Source organism: Streptacidiphilus alkalitolerans, assembly GCF_042511045.1.
GTDB lineage: Bacteria > Actinomycetota > Actinomycetes > Streptomycetales > Streptomycetaceae > Streptacidiphilus > Streptacidiphilus alkalitolerans.
The window spans coordinates 70,612-91,622 of the sequence record NZ_JBHEZX010000003.1 but is presented as its reverse complement, the minus strand read 5'-3'; the positions used below and the strand labels follow the sequence as shown (position 1 = coordinate 91,622).

Below are 21,011 nucleotides of genomic sequence, written 5' to 3'. Positions count from 1 at the left end.
CATCCGTCATCCCCCTGGTCCGACCCTGAGATACCTCCCTAAGGGTGCCTCAGACGCGTCCGGACATGTGACGATCGAGGGGTGGCATCCACTGACTCCAGCATCGATCCCGATCCGGCCCTGCTCCACGAGCCCGGGCCCGAGCCGGTCCGCAAGCTCTACCGCATTCCGGACGGACGGATGCTCGGCGGTGTGGCGAACGGGCTGGCCGCGCATCTGGGGATCGGGACCTTCTGGGTGCGGGTGGCCTTTGTGGTGCTGCTGCTCGGCAACGGCCTGGGCGCGCTGCTGTACGCCGCGTTCTGGTTCGCCGTGCCGATGGGCCTGCGGGCCGGAGCGGCCCCGGTCACCACCTGGCAGGCCGGCAACGTCGGCCCGTACTCGCTGGTCAAGAAGCCGCGCGGGCTGCGCCGGGTGCGGGAGCTGCTGCAGCAGACGCTGCAGGGCGAGCCGCTGCCCAGCGCGGATCCCGGCGCGGCGTCCGGTGCGGCGTCCGGTGCGGCCTCCGGCGCGTCCGCCCCGGGCGCGGGGGACGGCGAGGACCACCGGGGGCCGCTGCTGGCGCTGATCGCGGTGGTCGCCGGGCTGCTGGTGTTCCTCAACATCGTCACCAAGCAGGCCACCTCCCCGTACGTCTGGCCGATACTGGTCACCGGGCTCGGCGTGGCCATGGTCTGGCGGCAGGCGGACGACGCCCGCTGGGCGCGCTGGTTCTCGCTCGGCGAGAGCAAGCGCGGCACCGCCGCGCTGCGGATGGGCGCCGGGGTGCTGCTGGTCGGCGCGGGGGTGACCGGCTTCCTGTTCGTCTCCGGCTCGCTGGCCGACTTCGCCAAGGTCGCCCAGGCGGTGCTGGCCGTCTTCGCCGGGGCGCTGCTGCTCGGTGGGCCCTACCTGCTGCGGCTGTGGCAGGACCTCAGCACCGAGCGCGGTGAGCGGATCCGGGCCCAGGAGCGGGCCGAGGTCGCCGCCCACATCCATGACTCGGTGCTGCACACGCTCACCCTGATCCTGCGCAACGCCGAGGACCCCAAGGAGGTGTCCCGGCTGGCCCGGGCCCAGGAGCGGGACCTGCGCCAGTGGCTCTACCGCCCGACCGGCCCGGACGCGGCGGACGACACCCCGGACACCCTGGCCGAGTGCGCCCGCAAGGTCGCCGCCGAGGTGGAGGACCTGCACGGGGTCCCGGTGGAGGTGATCTGCGTCGGCGACTGCCCGATGGACGACAAACTGGTGGTCACCCTGCAGGCCGCCAGGGAGGCGCTGGTCAACGCGGCCAAGTACGGTGGCGGCGAGCCGGTCTCGATGTACGCCGAGGTCGAGGGCAGCACCGTCTGGGTGTTCGTCCGCGACCGCGGCCCCGGCTTCGACCTGGACTCGGTGCCCGAGGACAGGATGGGCGTGCGCGGGTCGATCATCGGCCGGATGCAGCGCAACGGCGGGCACGCGCGGGTACGTCCGGCACCTGCCGGGGGCACCGAGGTCGAGCTGGAGATGGAGAGGGCGAGCGGATGACGACGGGCGGGGACGAGATGGCTGCCGACCAGGGGGCGGTCGGGCGCAGGGCCAGGGTGGTGCTGGTGGACGACCACCGGATGTTCCGGACCGGGGTCCGCGCCGAGATCGGCCGGACCGAGAGCACCGGCGTGGACGTGGTCGGCGAGGCCGCGGACGTGGAGCAGGCGGTGGCGATCGTCACCGCGACCCGGCCGGACGTGGTGCTGCTGGACGTGCACCTGCCCGGCGGCGGCGGGGTCGAGGTGCTGCGCCGCTGCGCCTCGCTGATGGCCGGGGGCACCGCCCCGGCCACCTCCACCGAGGGCGCGGGGGCGGTGCGGTTCCTGGCGCTCTCGGTCTCCGACGCGGCCGAGGACGTGATCGGGGTGATCCGCGGCGGGGCCCGCGGCTACGTCACCAAGACCATCACCGGCGCCGACCTGGTCGACGCGATCTTCCAGGTCGCCGACGGCGACGCGGTGTTCTCGCCGCGGCTGGCCGGCTTCGTACTGGACGCCTTCGCGGCCACCGACACCCCGCCGGTGGACGAGGACCTGGACCGGCTCACCCAGCGCGAGCGCGAGGTGCTGCGGCTGATCGCCCGCGGCTACGCGTACAAGGAGATCGCCAAGCAGCTGTTCATTTCGGTGAAGACGGTGGAGAGCCATGTGTCCGCGGTGCTGCGCAAGCTGCAGCTGAGCAACCGTCATGAGCTGACCCGCTGGGCCACCGCCCGGCGGCTGGTCTGAGGCCCCTGGCGATCTGACGCGCGGTCAGGCCGGGCGTACCGCGCCGGAGATCGGCATCTCGCCGACCGGCGCGTACTCCACCGCGGCGCCCGGGTGCGGGGCGTGGATGATCCGGCCGCCGCCGACGTAGATCGCCACATGGGTGATCCCGGAGTAGTAGAACACCAGGTCGCCCGGCCGCAGTTGGCCGGTGGAGACCCGCTTGCCGGCGTTGATCTGCTGGTAGGTGGTCCGCGGCAGGGAGACCCCGGCGGCCCGCCAGGCGGCCTGGGTCAGCCCGGAGCAGTCGAAGGAGCCGGGGCCGGTCGCGCCCCAGACATAGGGCTTGCCGAGCTGCGCCCGGGCGAAGGCGACGGCCGCAGCGGCCCGGCCGGACACCGGGACTTCGGTGTGGGGCGCGCTGGTGGGCCCGGCAGGAGCGGCGGCGGATGGCCTGGGCGTTTTCGCGGCCGTCGCGCGCGACTCGGCCTGCTGGACGGCGGCGCGCTGGGCCGCGTCCAGGGAGTCCAGCAGCCGCTGGGCGGCGGCGAGCCTGCTGGTGATCGTGGTGCGGGCGGCGGAGATCCGCCGCTGCTGCGCCTGGAGCGTGCTCAGCCGGGCGGCGACGGCGGCCTGCTGCTGCCGGCAGCTGCGCTGCTGGGCCGCGTACTGGTCCAGGACCCGCTGCTGGGCCGAGGAGACCTGGCTGAGCGATCCGGCCAGCTGCAGGTAGTCGTCCGGGTGCGCGGTGGTCAGCAGCCGCAGCGTGGGGTCCATGCCGCCGTCGCGGTACTGGGCGGCGGCCATCGAGCCGAGCCGGGTGCGCAGGCCGTTCATCGCGGCCTCGGTCCTGGCCGCCTGCTGCTGCAGCTGGGCGGCCTGGCGCTGCAGTTCGGCGGCCCGGGCGACCGCGCCGTCGTACTCCTGGGTGGCGGCCTCGGCCTGCTGGTAGAGGGTGTCCAACCGGGCCTTGGCCTGGTCGGCGGTGAGCCGGGGGTCCGCGTGCCCCGGCGGAGCGAGCACGGTCACCGAGGCGGCTGCCGCGGTGACCAGGGTGAGCGCGGTACGGATGCCGGCCGGGGCAGGCAGGGCGGCACGGGGTTTTCGGTGGGACGCCATGGGCCGGGACGCTAGTCGGGTCGGTCGGGGGTCCGCCGGGCAGAGTTCGAGGTTGACCTGTTCTGCCGGAACCGATCGTTCCGATTCGCCTTTTGCTGTCTTTTGCTGGCCCTCTTCTGGCATCCGATGATCAGAATGCCGATCAGTGGCTCAGATACTCCGGCGGGACCGCGTCGGTCAGCCAGACCCCGTTGGCGCTGACCCGGAACCGGTGGCCGTCGGCGGCCATCCTGGCGGCGTCCACGGTCAGCACCACCGGTCGGCCCCGGCGGGCGCCGACCCTGGTCGCGGTTTCGGGGTCGGGGGAGAGATGGACCTCATGGCGGTTCATCGGTCGCAGCCCCTCGCGCCGGATCTGGTCCAGGGCGCCGGGGTGGGTGCCGTGGAACAGCCGCGCGGGCGGCTCCGAGTCGGTGTAGCCGAGGTCGACGTCGACGCTGTGGCCCTGGCTGGCCCGGATCCGGGTGCCGCTGTCGTCGAAGGCGAAGCGCTGCTTGTCGTTCTCGGCCACCACCTCGTCCAGCTCGGCCCGGCTCAGCCGGCGGCCGTGCGCCGCCAGCGCGGCCAGCAGGACGGAGACGTCGACCCAGCCTGCCGGGTCCAGGGTGACCCCGATCGAGCCGGGGTTGTGGCGCAGCACAAGGGAGAGATGTCTGGAGGTTTTCACCAGCCGCTTCGTACGGCCGGGGTCGTCGGTTTCGGACATACCCGTGACGATAGCGACGGCGATTTCGGGCGTCTCCTGGTTTTGCGGAGGGCTGTCGGTGCGGCGGCCTAGACTCGTGTCCGATGAGCAGCCTCTTTGACGACATCCCCCTTCCCGGGCTCGACAGCGCCTCCGCCGAGCCCGGGCCGCCCGACGACGCCCCGTACGAGGAGGAGATCCCCGCGGACCTCTTCGCGGGCAGCTTCGACGCGCTTCCGCCGCCCCGTGACGCCCACTACCGCAACGGTGCGCCGCGCCCGGTCATCGACGCCGAGGCGCTGCTGGAGGGGATGAACCCGGAGCAGCGCGAGGCCGTGGTGCACGCCGGGTCGCCGCTGCTCATCGTGGCCGGCGCGGGTTCGGGCAAGACCCGGGTGCTGACCCACCGGATCGCCTACCTGCTCGGCGCGCGGGGGGTGCAGCCGGGGGAGATCCTGGCGATCACCTTCACCAACAAGGCCGCCGGCGAGATGCGCGAGCGGGTCGAGGACCTGGTCGGACCGCGCGCCAAGGCGATGTGGGTGTCCACCTTCCACAGCGCCTGTGTGCGGATCCTGCGGCGGGAGAGCAAGCGGCTCGGCTTCACCTCCAGCTTCTCGATCTACGACTCGGCCGACTCGCAGCGGCTGATGGCGCTCTGCTGCCGGGATCTGGACCTGGACCCCAAGCAGTTCCCGCCGAAGTCCTTCACCTCGAAGATCTCCAACCTCAAGAACGAGCTGGTCGACGAGGAGACCTTCGCCGCGAAGGCGGAGAACCCGATGGAGCGCAAGCTCGCCGACGCCTACGCGCTCTACCAGCGCCGGCTGCGCGAGGCCAACGCGCTCGACTTCGACGACATCATCATGACCACGGTGCACCTGCTGCAGGCGTTCCCGGACGTGGCCGAGTACTACCGCCGCCGCTTCCGGCACATCCTGGTGGACGAGTACCAGGACACCAACCACGCCCAGTACATGCTGGTCAGGGAGCTGAGCGGGGGCGCCGCCGGCTCCGCGCCGAAGATGACCGCGGACGGGGAGTTCGTCAACCCGGCCGCGGCCGGCCTCGCCACCGTGCCCCCGGCGGAGCTGTGCGTGGTGGGTGACGCGGACCAGTCGATCTACGCCTTCCGCGGCGCGACCATCCGCAACATCCTCGACTTCGAGGAGGACTACCCGAGCGCGACCACGATCCTGCTGGAGCAGAACTACCGCTCCACCCAGACCATCCTGAGCGCCGCCAACTCGGTGATCGAGCGCAATACCAACCGCCGGGCCAAGAACCTCTGGACGGCAGGCGCCGACGGCGACCTGATCACCGCCTATGTCGCCGACGACGAGCACGGCGAGGCCCAGTTCGTGGCCGACGAGGTGGACCGGCTCACCGACGCCGGCCAGGCCCGTCCCGGCGATGTCGCGGTGTTCTACCGGACCAACGCCCAGTCCCGGGTGTTCGAGGAGGTGTTCATCCGCACCGGCCTGCCCTACAAGGTGGTGGGCGGGGTGCGCTTCTACGAGCGCAAGGAGGTTAGGGACGTCCTGGCCTACCTGCGGATACTGGCCAACCCGGAGGACACGGTGCCGCTGCGCCGGATCCTCAACGTGCCCAAGCGCGGCATCGGCGACCGGGCCGAGGCGATGATCGACGCCCTGGCGCAGCGCGAGCGGATCTCCTTCGCCCAGGCGCTCCGGCGCGCGGACGAGGCGTACGGGATGGCCGCGCGCTCGCTCAATGCGGTGAAGAAGTTCAACGAGCTGCTGGTGAAGCTGGGCAGCGTGGTCGACTCGGGTGCGGGCCCGGCCGCGGTGCTGGAGGCCGTGCTCACCGAGACCGGCTACCTGGCCGAACTGCAGGCGTCGACCGACCCGCAGGACGAGACCCGGGTCGAGAACCTGCAGGAACTCGCGGCGGTGGCGCTGGAGTTCGAGCAGGAGGAGGTCGCCGCCGCCGGCGCGGCCGACCCCGCGGACCCCGAGGCGGAGCCCGCGGAGCCGGTGGCCACCGGCCTGGCCGGATTCCTGGAGCGGGTCGCCCTGGTCGCGGACAGCGATCAGATCCCCGATGACGAGGACGGCGAGAGCAAGGGCGTGGTCACGCTGATGACCCTGCACACCGCCAAGGGGCTGGAGTTCCCGGTGGTGTTCCTGACCGGTATGGAGGACGGCGTCTTCCCGCACATGCGGACCTTCGGCCAGGCCAAGGAGCTGGAGGAGGAGCGCCGGCTCGCCTACGTCGGCCTGACCCGGGCCCGCGAGCGGCTGTACCTGTCCCGGGCGGTGCTGCGCAGCGCCTGGGGCCAGCCCTCGTACAACCCGGCGTCGCGCTTCCTGGAGGAGATCCCGGCGGCCCTGGTCAACGAGAAGCGGACGGCCGCCGCTGCCGCGCCCTCGGCCCGGGGCGGCTTCGGCGGGAGCTCGGCGGCGGGTGCCGGCAAGCGCACGGCTCCGGCGGGCTGGGGCAAGAGCGCCGGGCGGCTGAAGGAGCGGCCGACCATCTCGCTGGCCGTCGGCGACCGGGTCACCCACGACCGCTTCGGCCTCGGCACGGTCGTGGCCGTCGGCGGTCCGGCGGACGACGCCAAGGCGACGATCGACTTCGGCGCGGAGGGGACCAAGCAGCTGCTGCTGCGCTACGCACCGGTGGAGAAGCTCTGATGGTGCCGACGGCGCTGACGGCCTGACGGGCGGTCAGCGCGGGTCGAGGCCGTGCGAGAGCAGCCACGGCAGCGGGTCGATCGCCACGCCGCCGTTGGGGTGCACCTCGAAGTGCATGTGCGGTCCGGTGGAGTTGCCGGTGTCGCCGGAGTAGGCGACCACGTCTCCGGCCTTCACCGAACCGCTGCGTTTCTTGTAGGCGCTGAGGTGGCAGTACCAGGTCTGGGTGCCGTCCGGGGCGGTCAGTATCAGCATGTTGCCGTAGTAGGCGTTCCACTTGGTGCTGATCGTGCCGTCGGTGACGGCGTGCACCTGGGTGCCGGTGCTGACCGGGAAGTCGATCCCGGTGTGCAGCGACATCCAGTGCGTGCCGGCCTGCCCGTAGAGGGCGCTGAGGCCGACGTGCGCGGTGATCGGCATGACATAGCGGGGGGCCTCGGCGGCGGCCTTCTTGGCGGCGGCGGTACGCAGCGTCAGCGCCTGGCGGGCCTGGTCCCTGCTGACCTGTTCGGCCGAGGCCTTGGCCTGCTCGGCGGCCTCGGCCTGGGCCTTCTTGTCGTCCGCGGTGAGCGGCTTGCTGGCGTCGTTCGCGGCGACCGCGTGGCTGGTCATCCCGGGGGCGAGGGTCGCGGCGGCGGCGCCGGCCATGCCCAGCACGGCGACCGAGGGGACGGCGATGGTCAGCACGGCGGAACGGCGGCGCTTGGTCCTGCCCCTGGCCGCGCGGGCCGCGGCGCGGCCCCCGGTGACCACGACGGCGGCGGGTGCCGGTTCCGGCAGGGGCTCCGGCTCGGGCTCGTACGCCAACTCCGCTTCCGGCTCCGGATCCAGCCCCGGAGAGAGGTACTCGAACTCCTGCTCGTAGGCCGCCAGGGGTTCGGTCACATACGTCTGGGTCTGGGTCTGAGCCTGGTACGGGTCGTAGGAGTAGTACTCCTGGGTGGGGTAGTAGTACTGCGGCTCCGGGGCCGGCATCGTCGCCCACTGCTGGGCCATCGGGTCCTGGTGGACCGGATAGGCGGCGTAGTAGGTCGTGTCCTGCTCCGGGTAGTAGGGCTGCGCAGGCGTCGGCGCCGCGTACCCGTACCAGCCGGTCTCGGTCTCCACCACGAAAGTCCCAATCCGCAACCCAATGGAAAGTGACCGCGACTGTATCCCCCGTATCGGACCGGCCACAATCTCCTGGGCGATCTATCCCTCTATGGAGGAATAAAGGCATTTGGCCGTGGATCCACCTATGCGCTCAGCCGGTCGGCGCCCGCGGCGGTCCGGGTCGGCGGCTGCGCGGTGGCGGCCTCGACCTCGGCCAGAACCCGGGGATGGACCGGCAGCGCGACATGGCCCGTGCCGGTGACCAGCACGTTCTCCGCCCAGAGGTCGGGGTGGCGCAGCTCGCCGAGACCGGGCGGAAGGATCAGCGCGTCATGGTCGCCGCGGAAGGCGAGGAACCGGGTACGGCAGTGCGGGGCGGGGGCGCGCAGCTCCTCGATCACGCTGCTGCCGGGTGCCAGCTGGGTCGCGATGGGCAGCGGGTGCAGCAGGTGCGCGCCGAGCGTCCCGCCGTGCGGGGTGCCCAGGGTGACCACGGTGTGCACCAGCTCGTCGCCGCCGAGCAGCTGCACGTAGTAGCGGGCGATCAGGCCGCCGAGGCTGTGCCCGACCACCGCCACCTGCTCGCCCCCGTACACCTCGCGGGTGTGCAGGACGTGCCGGCCGAGGAGTTCGGCGGCGCTGCGCACGTCGACGGTGAGCAGGTTGTAGTTGAGCGCGTGCACGTGCTCCCGGCCGTGGGCGTGCAGCGAGCGGCGCATCCGGGTGAACACGGCCTGGTTGTCGAACAGCCCGTGCAGCAGCAGCACCGGGCGGTGCGTGTCGTGGGCGCAGTCGGGGGGCGGCAGCGGCCAGGATTCGCCGGGTATCCCGGACGGGTAGCGGAGCAGGTGCTCGGCGAGCGCCGCGGTCTCCTGGGTGACGGCTCGTACGGTCGTCGCTGCACGACGGAACAGACTGCTCACGCGGGCCTCCGCTGTGATTCTCCCCTCGCTCGGGACAGTGAAAACGGTGCGGGGACCGCATCGGCGCTAACGTTCGTTAACATCAGCGGGACCGGGATGTGGCTGGCACATCATGAGGAGGCAGCGATGGGCGTGTCCGGACCTATCCGTGTGGTGGTGGCCAAGCCGGGACTCGACGGCCACGACCGCGGCGCGAAGGTGATCGCCCGCGCGCTGCGCGACGCCGGCATGGAGGTCGTCTACACCGGGCTGCACCAGACGCCCGAGCAGATCGTCGACACGGCGATTCAGGAGGACGCCGACGGCATCGGCCTGTCCATCCTCTCCGGCGCGCACATGACGCTCTGCGGCAAGGTGGTGCAGCTGCTCAAGGAACGGGACGCGGCGGACATCACCGTCTTCTGCGGCGGCATCATCCCCGACGACGACCTCCCGCTGCTGAAGGAACTCGGCATCGACGGCGTCTTCACCCCTGGCGCGACCACCACCGACATCGTCAGCTGGGTGCAGAGCCACGTCCGGGCCGCGGCTTAGAGCCTTTCAACGGCGGCGGCCGGCTCCGCGAGCTCGGCGAGCATCGTGGCGCGCAGGCGCAGGGTCGCGGCGAGGCGGGTGAACATCTCGGCCCAGGCCGAGCCCGCGCCCGCGGCGAGGGCGTCCAGCGCGCCCGCCGACTCCGGCGCCAGCGCGCGCTCGGCCACGCCGAGCACCCCGCTGTGGCTCCACGGGTAGCCGCCCCCGTCGGCGACCCGGGCCAGCGCCCGCAGCACCGCGCGGCCCAGCGGCTCGGGCCAGGGGGCCGGGCAGGCGACCAGCAGTTGGAACGCCTCGCCCAGGCTGTGCGCGTCCAGGCTGTGCCGGTCCAGGTAGGCCGCGGTCCACTCGGCCCGCTCCAGCGGGGGCAGCACCCCGAGCAGCTTGGCCGCGCCGCCCGCGGCCTGGCCGGTCGCCGGGCCGCCGGCCAGCAGCGCCCGGGCCCAGCCGGTGTCGTTCTGCCGGACCGCGGCCCGGGACCAGGCCTCGCGCAGCTCGGCGGCCCAGGTGTCGGAGACCGGCAGGGCCAGCACCTCGGCCGGGGAGCCGAGATCCCGCTGCCAGGTCTCCAGCGGCGTCGCGGCCAGGATCTCGCCCAGCCAGAACGCCCGCTCGGAGCGCCCGGTGGGGGAGGTGGCGGGTATCCCGTCCCGCAGCATCGCGGCGTCGCAGGCGGTGGGCGGATGCACCGTCAGCCGGGGGCCGTCCGCGGTGTCGGTGAGCCGGACCGCGGCGCGGGCGCGTTCGGCCATCCGCCGGGCCAGCGCGGACCCGGGCAGCGTGGAGAGCAGTTCCGCGGCGGTCAGCCTGACGTTCTTGGAGCGGTCGCTGAGCACGGTCTCCAACCAGGGCTCGTCCTCCGCCGACAGCCGCTCCTGGAGCGCGTCCAGGAACAGCAGCCGGTCCTCGGCCCGCTCGGTGGACCAGCAGGAGCGCAGCAGCTCCCGCGCGGCGGCCGGGTCGCGGCGGCGCAGCCGGGTCAGATGGGTCACCCGCTCCGCGAACAGGCCCTCCTGCCACAGGCGTTCGTCGGCCTGGTCGGAGTCGCCGGGCAGCGGGGTGCGCAGCACGTAGCGCCAGTCCGGGTTGCGCTCGGCCAGCCAGCGGCCCAGCGGTCCGGCCAGCTGCGCCGCGTCGCCGCGCAGCTCGCTGCGGGCCCGGGCGGCGTCCAGCAGCGGCGGGACCAGCGCGGAGGGCACCCGGTAGCCGTGCCCGGCGGCGGCGGTCAGGTACTGCGGCAGCAGCTCGCTGATATTGGCCAGGCTGCCGGAACCGCCGGACGAGGCGTCAGGCCCCGGCAGCAGCATGGCGAGGCGGCGGGCGGCGGGCTCCGGCAGCGGCGGCCTGGGGTCCTCCGGGGCCGGGGCCACGGCCGCCGCCCCGGCAGGCCCGGCCCGCAGCCCGGAGCGCCGCTGGACGGCCTGCAGCGCCGCCTGGTCCAGCAGCTCTGGCGCGGTGGCGAGCGGACGCCGGTCGGTGCCGAGCAGCGCGGCGGTGACCAGGTCCGGCCAGGCCGCCGCGACGTCCTGGGCGCTCTGCTGTTCCTGAAGCCTCGTCATGCCGCCACTCCCAGGGTGCGGATTCTCGGGCCGTCCGGGTACCAGGCGGTGACCGGGGCGAACCCCCGGTGGCCGCACTCCCCGAACAGGGTGATCGGTCGGCCGCCGGACACCGCGGCGAGCCGCCACAGCGCGGCGTCCGGGGTGCCGCGGCGGTCGACGGGTATCGCGGTCGACAGCGGTCCCGAGTGGTCGGCCAGCTCCCAGCCGTGCGCGGTGGGGGAGGGCACCACCTGGTGCAGCGCCACCGGCCAGGACTCCAGCCAGGGGTCGTCCGCCAGCGCCTGCCCGTAGGCGTCGAGGGCGGCGTCCAGGGTGAGCCCGGCCGGGACCGCCTCGGCCGGCGGCGGCGGGACGGGCGCGCCGAAGCGGGTGCCGAGCACCGCGCGCAGCGGGCGGGCGCCGGGGTGGAAGGCCAGCTCGGCGTCCAGCAGCAGCCCGGTGGGCAGGGCGAGCTCCGGGGCGAGCCCGGGGCGGCCGAAGGACAGCAGCAGGGCGTCCTGGCCGGTCTCGCTGCCGCGCAGCCAGATCCGCCGGATGGGCACCCGCTCGTCGGCGCCGTCGCGGGCGCCGAGCACCAGCCAGCGGTCCCTGATCCGGGGGCCGCGCAGCAGCTCGGCGGCGTCCACGGTGAAGCCGACCCGGGCCCGTACGGTCGCGGCCAGCGGCTCGGGCAGGGCGTCCACCCGGCGGTAGCCGGTGGCGAGCAGGTGCAGCAGGCCGTACTCCTCCAGCAGCCGGGACGGCCAGCCGGGGCCGGAGGAGGGCACCGCGCCCAGCTCGCGGGCCCGCGAGGCCAGCCCCGGCGCCTGTGCGTCGACCATCCGGGCGGCGACATCGGCCCAGCCCGCGTAGCCCTGGGACGGGGCGTCGGCCAGGCCGCCGCGCAGCTGGTCGGCGAGCCGCGCCTCCAGCTCGGACGCGCCCGCCGCGACCCGGGCCGCCCGGCGCTCGCGGCGCCGCTCGGCGGCCAGCAGTGACGCCTCGTCAGGCGCGGCGGGGCCGGGGTCGGCCTCGCGCGCGGCCTTCTGCTCGGCCCGGTCCCGGCGTCCGCGGAGCCAGTCCGCGGCCCACTCCGGCGCGGGCGCCGGCTCGCCCGCGCCGGCGGACCAGCGCAGCAGCAGCGCCAGCGCGTGCTTGCAGGGGAACTTGTGGCTGGGGCAGCTGCACCGGTAGGCGGGCCCGGTGAGGTCCACCACGACCCGGTACGGGGTGCTCCCGCTGCCCCGGCACTCGCCCCACACGGCGGCGGAGGCCGAGGCCGTGTCGCAGCCCGTGCCGGACCAGGGCGCGGGCGCGCTGAGTTTGGTCGCCGCCTTGCGCGAGGGCGCGTCGGGGGCGAGTGAGAGAACGTGCTCGGGTGTCCAGCGATCCTCCATGGCAACGACGGTAGACGGCACCACTGACAATCCGTCCGGCGCGGTAAAACCCCAGCTGGGAGCCTCCCCTGTCGGATTGTCAGTGCCGGGGTGCAGAGTGGTTGGCAACCCGGATCGCCCTTTGAGGAGAGCCTTCATGCCTGCTGCCGCGGAAGCCCTTCGCCCGCATGCCGAGACCGCCTATGCCGACGAACTCGCCGCACTCTCCGCCGCCGACGACCGCCCGCGCCCGGCGCGCTGGCTGCTGTCCCCCTGGGCTGTCGCGACCTACCTGCTGGGCGGGGTGCTGCCGGACGGCACGGTGATCTCGCCCAAGTACGTGGGCCCGCGCCGGATCGTCGAGGTCGCCGTCACCACCCTGGCCACCGACCGGGCGCTGCTGCTGCTCGGCGTCCCCGGCACCGCCAAGACCTGGGTGTCCGAGCACCTCGCCGCCGCCGTCAGCGGTGACTCCACGCTGCTGGTCCAGGGCACGGCCGGCACGCCCGAGGAGGCGATCCGCTACGGCTGGAACTACGCCCGGCTGCTCGCCGAGGGCCCCAGCCGCGGCGCGCTGGTGCCCAGCCCGGTGATGCGGGCCATGGCCGAGGGGATGACCGCCCGGGTGGAGGAGCTGACCCGGATACCGGCCGACGTGCAGGACAGCCTGATCACCATCCTGTCCGAGAAGACCCTGCCGATCCCGGAGCTGGGGGAGGAGGTGCAGGCCGTCCGCGGCTTCAACCTGATCGCCACCGCCAACGACCGGGACCGGGGCGTCAACGAGCTGTCCAGCGCGCTGCGCCGGCGGTTCAACACCGTGGTGCTGCCGCTGCCCGCCTCGCTGGAGGAGGAGGTGGACATCGTCGCCCGCCGGGTCGGCGAGCTGGGCCGCTCGCTGGAGCTGCCCGAGGTCCCCAGCGGCTCGGCCGAGATCCGACGGGTCGTCACCGTGTTCCGCGAACTGCGGGACGGGGTCACCGCCGACGGCCGGACCAAGGTCAAGTCGCCCTCCGGCAGCCTCTCCACCGCCGAGGCCATCTCCGTGGTGACCAGCGGGCTCGCCCTGGCCGCGCACTTCGGCGACGGTGTGCTCCGGCCCGCCGACGTCGCCTCCGGGCTGCTCGGCGCGGTGGTCCGCGACCCGGCCGCGGACCGGCTGGTCTGGCAGGAGTACCTGGAGAGCGTGGTGCGCGAGCGCGACGACTGGAAGGACTTCTACCGCAGCTGCCGCGACGCCGCCGCCCGCTGAACCGGTCCGTCCAGAACTCGAAGGGGGTGTGATGGAACGTCAGACACCGGCGGTCGCGCTGCTGGGGGTACGGCACCACGGGCCGGGATCGGCCCGTGCGGTGGCCGCCGCGCTGGAGCAGTACCGGCCCGACATCGTGCTGATCGAGGGCCCCGCCGAGGCAGACCCGCTGCTGGGCCTGGCGGCCCGCAAGGAGATGGTGCCGCCGGTCGCGCTGCTGGCCCATGTGGTGGACGACCCGGCGCAGGCGGCGTTCTGGCCCTTCGCCGCGTTCTCGCCGGAGTGGGTGGCGCTGCGCCATGCGCTGGACCGGGAAGTGCCGGTGCGCTTCATCGACCTGCCGGCCGCGCACAGCTTCGCGCTGGCCGAGCCCGCCGCGGTCACCGGCGCGGTGGCCGCCGCACCGCTGGACCCGATCGCCGAGCTGGCCCGGCTGGCCGGCCACGACGACCCGGAGCAGTGGTGGGACGACGCGGTGGAGCACCGGCTGCCCGAGGGCGGCGGGGACGCCCTGGCGCCGTTCCGCACCATCGCCGAGGCGATGGCGGAACTGCGTCCGCTCGGCGCACAGCGGGAGCGGCCTTCGGACCTGCTGCGCGAGGCGTTCATGCGGAGGCAACTGCGGGCCGCCCAGCGGGCCGGGCACCGGCGGATTGCCGTGGTCTGCGGCGCCTGGCACGTCCCCGCGCTGGCCGCGAAGCTGCCGGTGGCCGCGGACAACGCGCTGCTCAAGGGCCTGCCCAAGGTGAAGGTCGAGATGACCTGGGTGCCCTGGACCCATCGCCGGCTCTCCCAGTCCACCGGCTACGGCGCGGGCATCGCCTCGCCCGGCTGGTACCAGCACCTCTTCTCCTCGCCCGAGCAGACCGTGGTCCGCTGGATGACCCGGGTCGCCGCGCTGCTGCGGGAGGAGGACCACTCGGTCTCCTCGGCGCATGTCATCGAGGCGGTCCGGCTGGCCGGCACGCTGGCCGCGATGCGCGGCCGTCCGCTGCCCGGCCTGGCCGAGACCACCGACGCGGTACGGGCGGTGATGTGCGAGGGCTCGGACGTCCCGCTGGCCCTGATCGAGGACCGGATGGTGGTCGGCGACTGTCTCGGCGAGGTCCCGGACGAGGCCCCGGCGGTGCCGCTGCAACGGGATCTGACCCGGCTTCAGCGGAGCCTGCGGCTGAAGCCGGAACCGGTCGAGCGTGAACTCGACCTCGACCTGCGCGAGGACACCGGCGCCGCCCGCAGCCGGCTGCTGCACCGGCTCACCCTGCTGGGCATCCACTGGGGCCACGCCGCCGCCCCGCGGACCGGCAGCACCGGCACCTTCCGGGAGAGCTGGCGGCTCCGCTGGGAGCCGGAGTTGGCGGTGAGCATCGCCGAGGCCGGCATCTGGGGCACCACCGTGGAGTCCGCGGCGACCAACCGGGCCAGGGACCGGGCCGCCCACGCCGGGTCGCTGGGGGAGGTCACCGCGCTGGCCGAGGTGTGCCTGCTGGCCGATCTGGCGGACGCCCTGCCGGTGGTGCTCAAGGCGCTGGCCGACCGGGCCGCGCTGGACGCCGACGTGGCGCATCTGGCCGAGGCCCTGCCGGCGCTGGTCCGCTCGCTCCGCTACGGCGATGTGCGCGGCACCGACGCCACCGCGCTGCGCGAACTGGCCGAGGGCCTCGCGGTCAGGATCTGCATCGGCCTGCCCTCCGCCTGCGGCAGCCTGGACACCGAGGGCGCCGGCGCGATGGCCGCCCACCTGGGCGCCACCCACACCGCGGTGACCCTGCTCTGCGCCGCCGGGCCCGAAGGCGCCGGGCCGGAAGGCGCCGGCGGCGCCGGGATACGGGAGCGCTGGGGCGCGACGCTGCGCACCCTCGCCCGGCGGGACACCGTGCCCGGGCTGCTGCGCGGACGCGCCGTCCGGCTGCTGCTGGACGACAGCCAGTGGGACGCCGACGAGGCGGCCCGGGAGATGGGCCTCGCCCTCTCGGCCGCGACGCCCCCGGCCGAGGCCGCGGGCTGGATCGAGGGTTTCCTGGCCGGCGGCGGCATGCTGCTGGTCCACGACGCCCAACTGCTCGGGCTGGTCGACGACTGGCTCGGCTCGGTCCCCGAGGAGGTCTTCCCCGACGTGCTGCCGCTGCTGCGGCGCACCTTCTCCGGCTTCGAGGCGGGTGTGCGGCGCACCATCGGCGAGCGGGTCCGCAGCGGCAGCACCGCGGGCGGCGGCGCTGCCACCGGGGCGTCCGACCGCCCCGGCTTCGCCGCCGCGCTGGACCCGGACCGCGCCGCCGCCGCCCGTACCACCGCCGCCCTGCTGCTCGGACTGACGGAGGCTCAGCCATGACCCCCACCACACCCCCGCCGGCCCGGGGCGGCGCGCAGGACGCCGCCGAGGCCCGGCTGCGCCGCTGGCGGATGGTGCTCGGCGGCGAGGCGGACGGCACCGGCTGCAAGCTCGCCGGACGCGACGCCGCGATGGACCGGGCGCTCTCCGCCCTCTACCGGGGCGACTCCGGCGGCGCGGTCGACCGCGGCGGCCCGCGGCAGGCGGGCCTCGGCGGCTCCGCGCCGCAGGTCGCCCGCTGGCTCGGCGACATCCGCGAGTACTTCCCGACCAGCGTGGTGCAGCTGATGCAGCAGGACGCCATCGAACGGCTGGGCCTGGCCCAGCTGCTGATGGAGCCGGAGATGCTGGCGGCGGTCGAGCCGGACGTGCACCTGGTCGGGACGCTGATCTCGCTGGGCCGGGCGCTGCCGGAGACCACCAGGGAGACCGCCCGCGCCGTGGTCCGCAAGGTCGTCGAGGACCTGGAGCGCCGGATCGCCACCAGGACCCGCTCGGTCCTCGGCGGCGCGCTGGACCGCAGCGCCCGGGTCAACCGGCCCCGGCACCGGGACATCGACTGGAACCGCACCATCCGCGCCAATCTCCGCAACTACGTCGAGCCCACCGGGGAGCGGACCGCGGGCAGCGTCGTGCCGGAGCGGCTGATCGGCTACGCGCGGGCCGGAAACGCGGTGAAGAAGGAGGTGATCCTGTGCGTGGACCAGTCGGGGTCGATGGCGGCCTCGGTGGTGCACTCCTCGGTCTTCGGCGCGGTCCTCGCCTCGATGCACTCGCTGAGCACCCGGCTGGTGGTCTTCGACACCTCGGTGGTGGACCTCACCGAGGAGCTGACCGACCCGGTGGACGTGCTGTTCGGGGTCCAGCTCGGCGGCGGCACCGACATCAACCGGGCGCTGGCGTACTGCCAGTCCAGGATCACCCGGCCGGCCGACACCATCGTGGTGCTGATCAGCGACCTCTACGAGGGCGGCATCCGGGCGGAGATGCTCAAGCGGGTGGCCGCGATGAAGGCGTCCGGGGTGCAGTTCATCGCCCTGCTCGCGCTCTCCGACGACGGTGCGCCCGCCTACGACCGCTCGCACGCGGCGGCGCTGGCCGAGCTGGGGGCCCCGGCCTTCGCCTGCACCCCCGACCTCTTCCCCGAGGTGATGGCCGCCGCCATCCAGAAGCTGCCGCTGCCGATACCGGAGCCGTGAGCAGCAGGCTTCAGAGGTCTGACCGGTCCGGCGGGAGCTTGAGCGCGGCCCAGACCGTCTTGCCGCCGGCCCCCGGCTTGGGGACGGCGCCCCAGGCGGTGGCGAAGGTGTCGATCAGCAGGATGCCGCGGCCGTGCTCGTCCTCGTCCTCGGCCTGTTCCAGCTGCGGCAGGTCGCACCGGTCCTCGTCGTCCACCTCCAGGAACAGCACCCCGCGGGCGCTCCACAGCCGGCAGTGGACCCGGCTGCTGCTGGTGTGGGTGACCGCGTTGCCGACCAGTTCGGACATGCAGAGCTCGGCGTCGGCGAGGGTGTCGCCGGGGAGCTGCCACATCGCGGCGGTGATTCTGACGAACCGTCGGGCCGTGGCGACGGACTCGGGGGCGTCGGGGAAGGTCGCGGCGGCCTGGCGGTCCATCGCCCAGGTACTTCGGGCGCTGCCCAGCTCGGCCGGGCCCGGCGGTTCCGCCGGTGGGGCCTGGACGCGATGGCGTGCGCTGTGCATCGAACATCCGCTTCTGGGGCTTCGCTACGGTCTGTGTCTGCACCGTTACCCATAAAACATTCCCCGACCGCGTCGGCAGAAGCAACTCACTTGGCGGGATTCGCTGAAATGAGGTGAGTTTTCTCGAAGTGAAGGACAGGGCGCGCTCCCCCCGACGCGCCGGTTGTGATGGTTATCACCGGGCTCAGCCCGGCTCACGGTGAGGGGCGCCGGTCGTACGGGGATAACCTGCGAGACGGACATGCCTGCCCGTCTGACGCCAGGCCGTGTGCTCCGCGTAGCGATAGACCAAGCTGGACGCGAGGGCCCTCCGGGGTTCCGCGTACCGCCTGCCACGACGGCCACAGCGGCGACCTTTCGGGCGGCACGCTGGGAAGATAGGGGTGGCCGGCCCTTCTGTGACCGACCACTTCCGAAGTCGCGATCACAAGGACGGACGCGCGTGGACCTGTTCGAATACCAGGCGAGGGACATCTTCGCCAAGCACGGTGTACCGGTGCTGGGCGGTGCAGTCATCGAAAGCGCTGAAGAGGCGCGGGCGATCGCTGAGGAATGGGGCGGCCGAGCGGTCGTCAAGGCGCAGGTCAAGGTCGGTGGCCGCGGTAAGGCCGGCGGCGTGAAGCTGGCCTCCGACCCGGACGACGCGGTGGCCAAGGCCGGCCAGATCCTGGGTATGGACATCAAGGGCCACACGGTCCACAAGGTGATGCTCGCCCAGACGGCCGACATCAAGGACGAGTACTACGTCTCGTTCCTGCTGGACCGGACCAACCGCACCTTCCTGGCGATGGCCTCGGTCGAGGGCGGCGTGGAGATCGAGGTCGTCGCGGTCGAGAACCCCGAGGCGCTGGCCAAGATCGCGGTGGACGCGAACGAGGGCGTCACCGACGCCAAGGCCCGCGAGATCGTCGAGGCGGCGAAGTTCCCGGCCGATGTCGCGGACCAGATCGTCGAGGTGCTGAAGAGCCTGTGGAAGGTCTTCATCGCCGAGGACGCCCTGCTGGTCGAGGTGAACCCGCTGGTCAAGACCGGTGACGGCAAGATCGTCGCGCTTGACGGCAAGGTCTCCCTGGACGAGAACGCCGACTTCCGCCAGCCGGAGCACGAGGCGCTGGTGGACCACGCCGCCGCCAACCCGCTGGAGGCCGCGGCCAAGGCCAAGAACCTCAACTACGTCAAGCTCGACGGCGAGGTCGGCATCATCGGCAACGGCGCGGGTCTCGTCATGAGCACCCTGGACGTCGTCGCCTACGCCGGTGAGAAGCACGGCAACGTCAAGCCCGCCAACTTCCTCGACATCGGCGGCGGCGCGTCCGCCGAGGTGATGGCGAACGGCCTGGGCATCATCCTGGGCGACCCGGACGTCAAGTCCGTGTTCGTCAACGTCTTCGGTGGCATCACCGCCTGTGACGAGGTCGCCAACGGCATCGTCCAGGCCCTGGAGCTGCTCGCGGCCAGTGGCGAGGCCGTCACCAAGCCGCTGGTCGTCCGTCTGGACGGCAACAACGCGGAGCTGGGTCGCAAGATCCTGTCTGACGCCAACCACCCGCTGGTGCAGCGCGTGGACACCATGGACGAAGCGGCCGACAAGGCCGCCGAGCTGGCTGCGAAGTAAGGGACGAGGACTCCACAACCATGGCTATCTTCCTCACCAAGGAAAGCAAGGTCATCGTCCAGGGGATGACCGGCGCCACCGGCCTGAAGCACACCCGCCTCATGCTGGCCGACGGCACCAACATCGTCGGCGGTGTCAACCCGCGCAAGGCCGGCACCAGCGTCGACTTCGACGGCACCGAGGTCCCGGTGTTCGGCACCGTGGCCGAGGCCATCAAGGCGACCGGCGCCGACGTCTCGGTCATCTTCGTGCCGCCGGCCTTCGCCAAGGCCGCCGTGGTCGAGGCGATCGACGCCGAGATCCCGCTGGCCGTCGTGATCACCGAGGGCATCGCGGTGCACGACTCCGCGTCCTTCTGGGCCTACGCCGGCGAGAAGGGCAACAAGACCCGGATCATCGGCCCGAACTGCCCCGGCCTGATCACCCCCGGCCAGTCCAACGCCGGCATCATCCCGGGCGACATCACCAAGCCCGGCCGGATCGGCCTGGTGTCCAAGTCGGGCACGCTGACCTACCAGATGATGTACGAGCTGCGCGACATCGGCTTCTCGTCCGCCGTCGGCATCGGTGGCGACCCGATCATCGGCACCACCCACATCGACGCCCTGCAGGCGTTCCAGGACGACCCCGACACCGACCTGATCGTGATGATCGGCGAGATCGGCGGCGACGCCGAGGAGCGTGCGGCGGCGTACATCGCCGAGCACATCACCAAGCCGGTCGTCGGCTACGTGGCCGGCTTCACCGCGCCCGAGGGCAAGACCATGGGCCACGCCGGCGCCATCGTCTCCGGCTCCTCCGGCACGGCGCAGGCGAAGAAGGAGGCCCTCGAGGCCGCCGGGGTCAAGGTCGGCAAGACGCCGTCCGAGACCGCGAGGCTCGCCCGCGAGCTGATCACCAAGTAGTCCCCGCGCAGGACGAAGGAGCCGCCCCGCACCGAGTACGTCGGTGCGGGGCGGCTCTGTCGTGGGCGCGGGTCAGCGCCGGGACGGGCAGAGCTGGGCGACCAGCCCGCAGAACCCGGCCGGGAGCGTGCCCGGGGCGTGGCCGGCGGGCGAGGGCCGGACCAGTTTCAGCGCCGAGAGGTCGACATGCCGCAGGTCCGCGTCGGCCGAGTTCGGCTGCTGGACGGCGGCCGGTACGGTCGGCGCGGCCGGGACCGGCGCTGTCGGCGGGGCCGGGGCCGGCGGCGCCGAAGGCGGCTGGACCGGTGCGGGCGCGGAGCCGTGGCCGAAGGTGATGAAGGCGGGGGCCGCCGGGTGCCAGGGGGTGCCCACCGCGAGGCCGGTGATCACGGCCGCCGCCACCGCGGCGGCGGCCAGCCCGGCCGCGCTGTTCACCACCCGCTCGCGCAGCCTCGCCTGCTGCTGCACCCGGTCCGGCGGCGGCGCCTCCTCCTGCCGCACCGGGCAGCCGCGTACCGCCGCGCCGCGCAGCAGTGGCCCCAGGCGGCGGGCGAAGTCCGGCTCCCTGGCGTCCTCCCCGGCCGCCTGGGGTGCCAGCCTGGCCATCCCCAGCCGGGCCCTGACCACCCGTCCGTACGCGGCCGGGGTGCTCGACTCGATCTCCCGGGCGGTCTGCTCCCAGCTGAGGCCGAGCGCGTCGTGCAGCACCAGCGCCCGGCGCTGGGCTCCCGGCAGCCGCAGCAGCGCCGCCAGCAGCTGCTGGTCGCGGGCGCCGAGAGCGCTGTGGTCCGGACGGCGCAGCCGGGCCGGGTACCAGGGGGAGAGCGCCAGCTCGAACGCGGCGGCCCTGACCCAGCCCTCGGGCGACGGGTCGTCAGAGACCGTGTCCCAGTTGCTCCAGGCGAGCTGGAAGGCCCGGCGGGCGCAGTGGTCCGCGTGCCGCTGGTGGCCGGTGAGCAGGAAGGTCTGCTGGGCCACCCGTGTGTAGGAGTCCTGGTACAGCGCTTCGAAGGCAGCAGGAGCAGCGGTCTCCACCGACCCGATAAGTGACATA

Annotated in this window: 17 protein-coding genes; 9 read left to right on the top strand and 8 right to left on the bottom strand. The window is 73.5% G+C overall.

Going from position 1 to position 21,011, the window contains the following annotated elements:
• Positions 1 to 81: 81 nt before the first annotated feature.
• Both ACEZDG_RS07145 and ACEZDG_RS07140 read left to right on the top strand, forming a co-directional pair.
• On the top strand, positions 82 to 1,512 hold the full coding sequence (locus tag ACEZDG_RS07145; RefSeq protein WP_380504103.1) for a PspC domain-containing protein: 1,431 nt from the start codon (positions 82 to 84) through the stop codon (positions 1,510 to 1,512).
• Entirely contained in the window at positions 1,509 to 2,243 is a 735-nt protein-coding gene (locus ACEZDG_RS07140; RefSeq protein WP_380504100.1) for a LuxR C-terminal-related transcriptional regulator, read from the top strand. Before ACEZDG_RS07145 ends, ACEZDG_RS07140 begins: the two co-directional genes overlap by 4 nt.
• Positions 2,244 to 2,267: 24 nt before the next feature.
• Here the strand turns inward: ACEZDG_RS07140 and ACEZDG_RS07135 are convergent, their stop codons facing one another.
• Entirely contained in the window at positions 2,268 to 3,341 is a 1,074-nt protein-coding gene (locus ACEZDG_RS07135; protein ID WP_380504097.1) for a C40 family peptidase, read from the bottom strand.
• Between the two features lie 142 nt (positions 3,342 to 3,483).
• A complete protein-coding gene (locus ACEZDG_RS07130) occupies positions 3,484 to 4,047 on the bottom strand; it encodes an RNA 2'-phosphotransferase (RefSeq protein ID WP_380504094.1) in 564 nt (187 codons plus the stop codon).
• A gap of 83 nt (positions 4,048 to 4,130) precedes the next feature.
• On the opposite strand from ACEZDG_RS07130, the gene pcrA reads away from it, so the two are divergent.
• Positions 4,131 to 6,683, top strand: coding sequence for a DNA helicase PcrA (gene pcrA, locus ACEZDG_RS07125; RefSeq protein ID WP_380504091.1), 2,553 nt, complete (start codon positions 4,131 to 4,133; stop codon positions 6,681 to 6,683).
• 33 nt (positions 6,684 to 6,716) lie between these two features.
• On the opposite strand, the gene ACEZDG_RS07120 is transcribed toward pcrA, so the two are convergent.
• Entirely contained in the window at positions 6,717 to 7,793 is a 1,077-nt protein-coding gene (locus tag ACEZDG_RS07120) for a M23 family metallopeptidase (protein WP_380504088.1), read from the bottom strand.
• A gap of 125 nt (positions 7,794 to 7,918) precedes the next feature.
• Positions 7,919 to 8,698, bottom strand: coding sequence for an alpha/beta fold hydrolase (locus tag ACEZDG_RS07115; RefSeq protein ID WP_380504085.1), 780 nt, complete (start codon positions 8,696 to 8,698; stop codon positions 7,919 to 7,921).
• 126 nt (positions 8,699 to 8,824) lie between these two features.
• On the opposite strand from ACEZDG_RS07115, the gene ACEZDG_RS07110 reads away from it, so the two are divergent.
• Positions 8,825 to 9,232 (top strand): cobalamin B12-binding domain-containing protein, encoded by a 408-nt coding sequence (locus ACEZDG_RS07110; protein ID WP_380504082.1) that lies wholly within the window; start codon positions 8,825 to 8,827, stop codon positions 9,230 to 9,232.
• Here ACEZDG_RS07110 and ACEZDG_RS07105 read toward each other — a convergent pair.
• Positions 9,229 to 10,791 carry a DUF5691 domain-containing protein gene (locus ACEZDG_RS07105; RefSeq protein ID WP_380504079.1) on the bottom strand — a complete coding sequence of 521 codons (1,563 nt, stop codon included), beginning with the start codon at positions 10,789 to 10,791 and terminating at the stop codon, positions 9,229 to 9,231. The two genes, ACEZDG_RS07110 and ACEZDG_RS07105, sit on opposite strands and share 4 nt — an antisense overlap.
• Positions 10,788 to 12,170, bottom strand: a complete 1,383-nt coding sequence (locus ACEZDG_RS07100) for an SWIM zinc finger family protein (protein ID WP_380504076.1) — start codon at positions 12,168 to 12,170, stop codon at positions 10,788 to 10,790. Before ACEZDG_RS07100 ends, ACEZDG_RS07105 begins: the two co-directional genes overlap by 4 nt.
• Before the next feature lie 136 nt (positions 12,171 to 12,306).
• On the opposite strand from ACEZDG_RS07100, the gene ACEZDG_RS07095 reads away from it, so the two are divergent.
• Genes ACEZDG_RS07095 through ACEZDG_RS07085 form a run of 3 tightly spaced genes read left to right on the top strand, consistent with a single transcriptional unit; the run spans position 12,307 to position 16,932 of the window.
• Positions 12,307 to 13,401, top strand: a complete 1,095-nt coding sequence (locus tag ACEZDG_RS07095) for an ATP-binding protein (RefSeq protein WP_380504073.1) — start codon at positions 12,307 to 12,309, stop codon at positions 13,399 to 13,401.
• 31 nt (positions 13,402 to 13,432) lie between these two features.
• On the top strand, positions 13,433 to 15,733 hold the full coding sequence (locus ACEZDG_RS07090) for a DUF5682 family protein (RefSeq protein ID WP_380504070.1): 2,301 nt from the start codon (positions 13,433 to 13,435) through the stop codon (positions 15,731 to 15,733).
• Positions 15,730 to 16,932, top strand: a complete 1,203-nt coding sequence (locus ACEZDG_RS07085; protein ID WP_380504067.1) for a VWA domain-containing protein — start codon at positions 15,730 to 15,732, stop codon at positions 16,930 to 16,932. The genes ACEZDG_RS07090 and ACEZDG_RS07085 overlap by 4 nt, the downstream gene beginning before the upstream one ends.
• 10 nt (positions 16,933 to 16,942) lie before the next feature.
• On the opposite strand, the gene ACEZDG_RS07080 is transcribed toward ACEZDG_RS07085, so the two are convergent.
• Positions 16,943 to 17,437 carry an ATP-binding protein gene (locus ACEZDG_RS07080; protein ID WP_380504064.1) on the bottom strand — a complete coding sequence of 165 codons (495 nt, stop codon included), beginning with the start codon at positions 17,435 to 17,437 and terminating at the stop codon, positions 16,943 to 16,945.
• A 442-nt stretch (positions 17,438 to 17,879) separates the two neighbouring features.
• Here ACEZDG_RS07080 and sucC point away from each other — a divergent pair, with 442 nt between their 5' ends.
• On the top strand, positions 17,880 to 19,052 hold the full coding sequence (sucC, locus tag ACEZDG_RS07075; RefSeq protein ID WP_380504061.1) for an ADP-forming succinate--CoA ligase subunit beta: 1,173 nt from the start codon (positions 17,880 to 17,882) through the stop codon (positions 19,050 to 19,052).
• 20 nt (positions 19,053 to 19,072) lie between these two features.
• Positions 19,073 to 19,957, top strand: a complete 885-nt coding sequence (gene sucD / locus ACEZDG_RS07070; protein ID WP_380504058.1) for a succinate--CoA ligase subunit alpha — start codon at positions 19,073 to 19,075, stop codon at positions 19,955 to 19,957.
• A 72-nt stretch (positions 19,958 to 20,029) separates the two neighbouring features.
• Here the strand turns inward: sucD and ACEZDG_RS07065 are convergent, their stop codons facing one another.
• Entirely contained in the window at positions 20,030 to 21,010 is a 981-nt protein-coding gene (locus tag ACEZDG_RS07065; protein WP_380504055.1) for a sigma factor-like helix-turn-helix DNA-binding protein, read from the bottom strand.
• Between the last annotated feature and the right edge of the window lies 1 nt (position 21,011).

What these genes read in the sequence shown, in the direction of transcription:
- ACEZDG_RS07110 (WP_380504082.1), top strand. Translation starts at nt 8,825, where the DNA reads ATGGGCGTGTCCGGACCTATCCGTGTGGTGGTGGCCAAGCCGGGACTC.
- ACEZDG_RS07105 (WP_380504079.1), bottom strand. Translation starts at nt 10,791, where the DNA reads ATGACGAGGCTTCAGGAACAGCAGAGCGCCCAGGACGTCGCGGCGGCC.
- ACEZDG_RS07095 (WP_380504073.1), top strand. Translation starts at nt 12,307, where the DNA reads ATGCCTGCTGCCGCGGAAGCCCTTCGCCCGCATGCCGAGACCGCCTAT.
- sucD (WP_380504058.1), top strand. Translation starts at nt 19,073, where the DNA reads ATGGCTATCTTCCTCACCAAGGAAAGCAAGGTCATCGTCCAGGGGATG.
- ACEZDG_RS07135 (WP_380504097.1), bottom strand. Translation starts at nt 3,341, where the DNA reads ATGGCGTCCCACCGAAAACCCCGTGCCGCCCTGCCTGCCCCGGCCGGC.
- ACEZDG_RS07085 (WP_380504067.1), top strand. Translation starts at nt 15,730, where the DNA reads ATGACCCCCACCACACCCCCGCCGGCCCGGGGCGGCGCGCAGGACGCC.
- ACEZDG_RS07100 (WP_380504076.1), bottom strand. Translation starts at nt 12,170, where the DNA reads ATGGAGGATCGCTGGACACCCGAGCACGTTCTCTCACTCGCCCCCGAC.
- ACEZDG_RS07090 (WP_380504070.1), top strand. Translation starts at nt 13,433, where the DNA reads ATGGAACGTCAGACACCGGCGGTCGCGCTGCTGGGGGTACGGCACCAC.
- ACEZDG_RS07140 (WP_380504100.1), top strand. Translation starts at nt 1,509, where the DNA reads ATGACGACGGGCGGGGACGAGATGGCTGCCGACCAGGGGGCGGTCGGG.
- pcrA (WP_380504091.1), top strand. Translation starts at nt 4,131, where the DNA reads ATGAGCAGCCTCTTTGACGACATCCCCCTTCCCGGGCTCGACAGCGCC.
- ACEZDG_RS07065 (WP_380504055.1), bottom strand. Translation starts at nt 21,010, where the DNA reads ATGTCACTTATCGGGTCGGTGGAGACCGCTGCTCCTGCTGCCTTCGAA.
- ACEZDG_RS07080 (WP_380504064.1), bottom strand. Translation starts at nt 17,437, where the DNA reads ATGCACAGCGCACGCCATCGCGTCCAGGCCCCACCGGCGGAACCGCCG.
- ACEZDG_RS07130 (WP_380504094.1), bottom strand. Translation starts at nt 4,047, where the DNA reads ATGTCCGAAACCGACGACCCCGGCCGTACGAAGCGGCTGGTGAAAACC.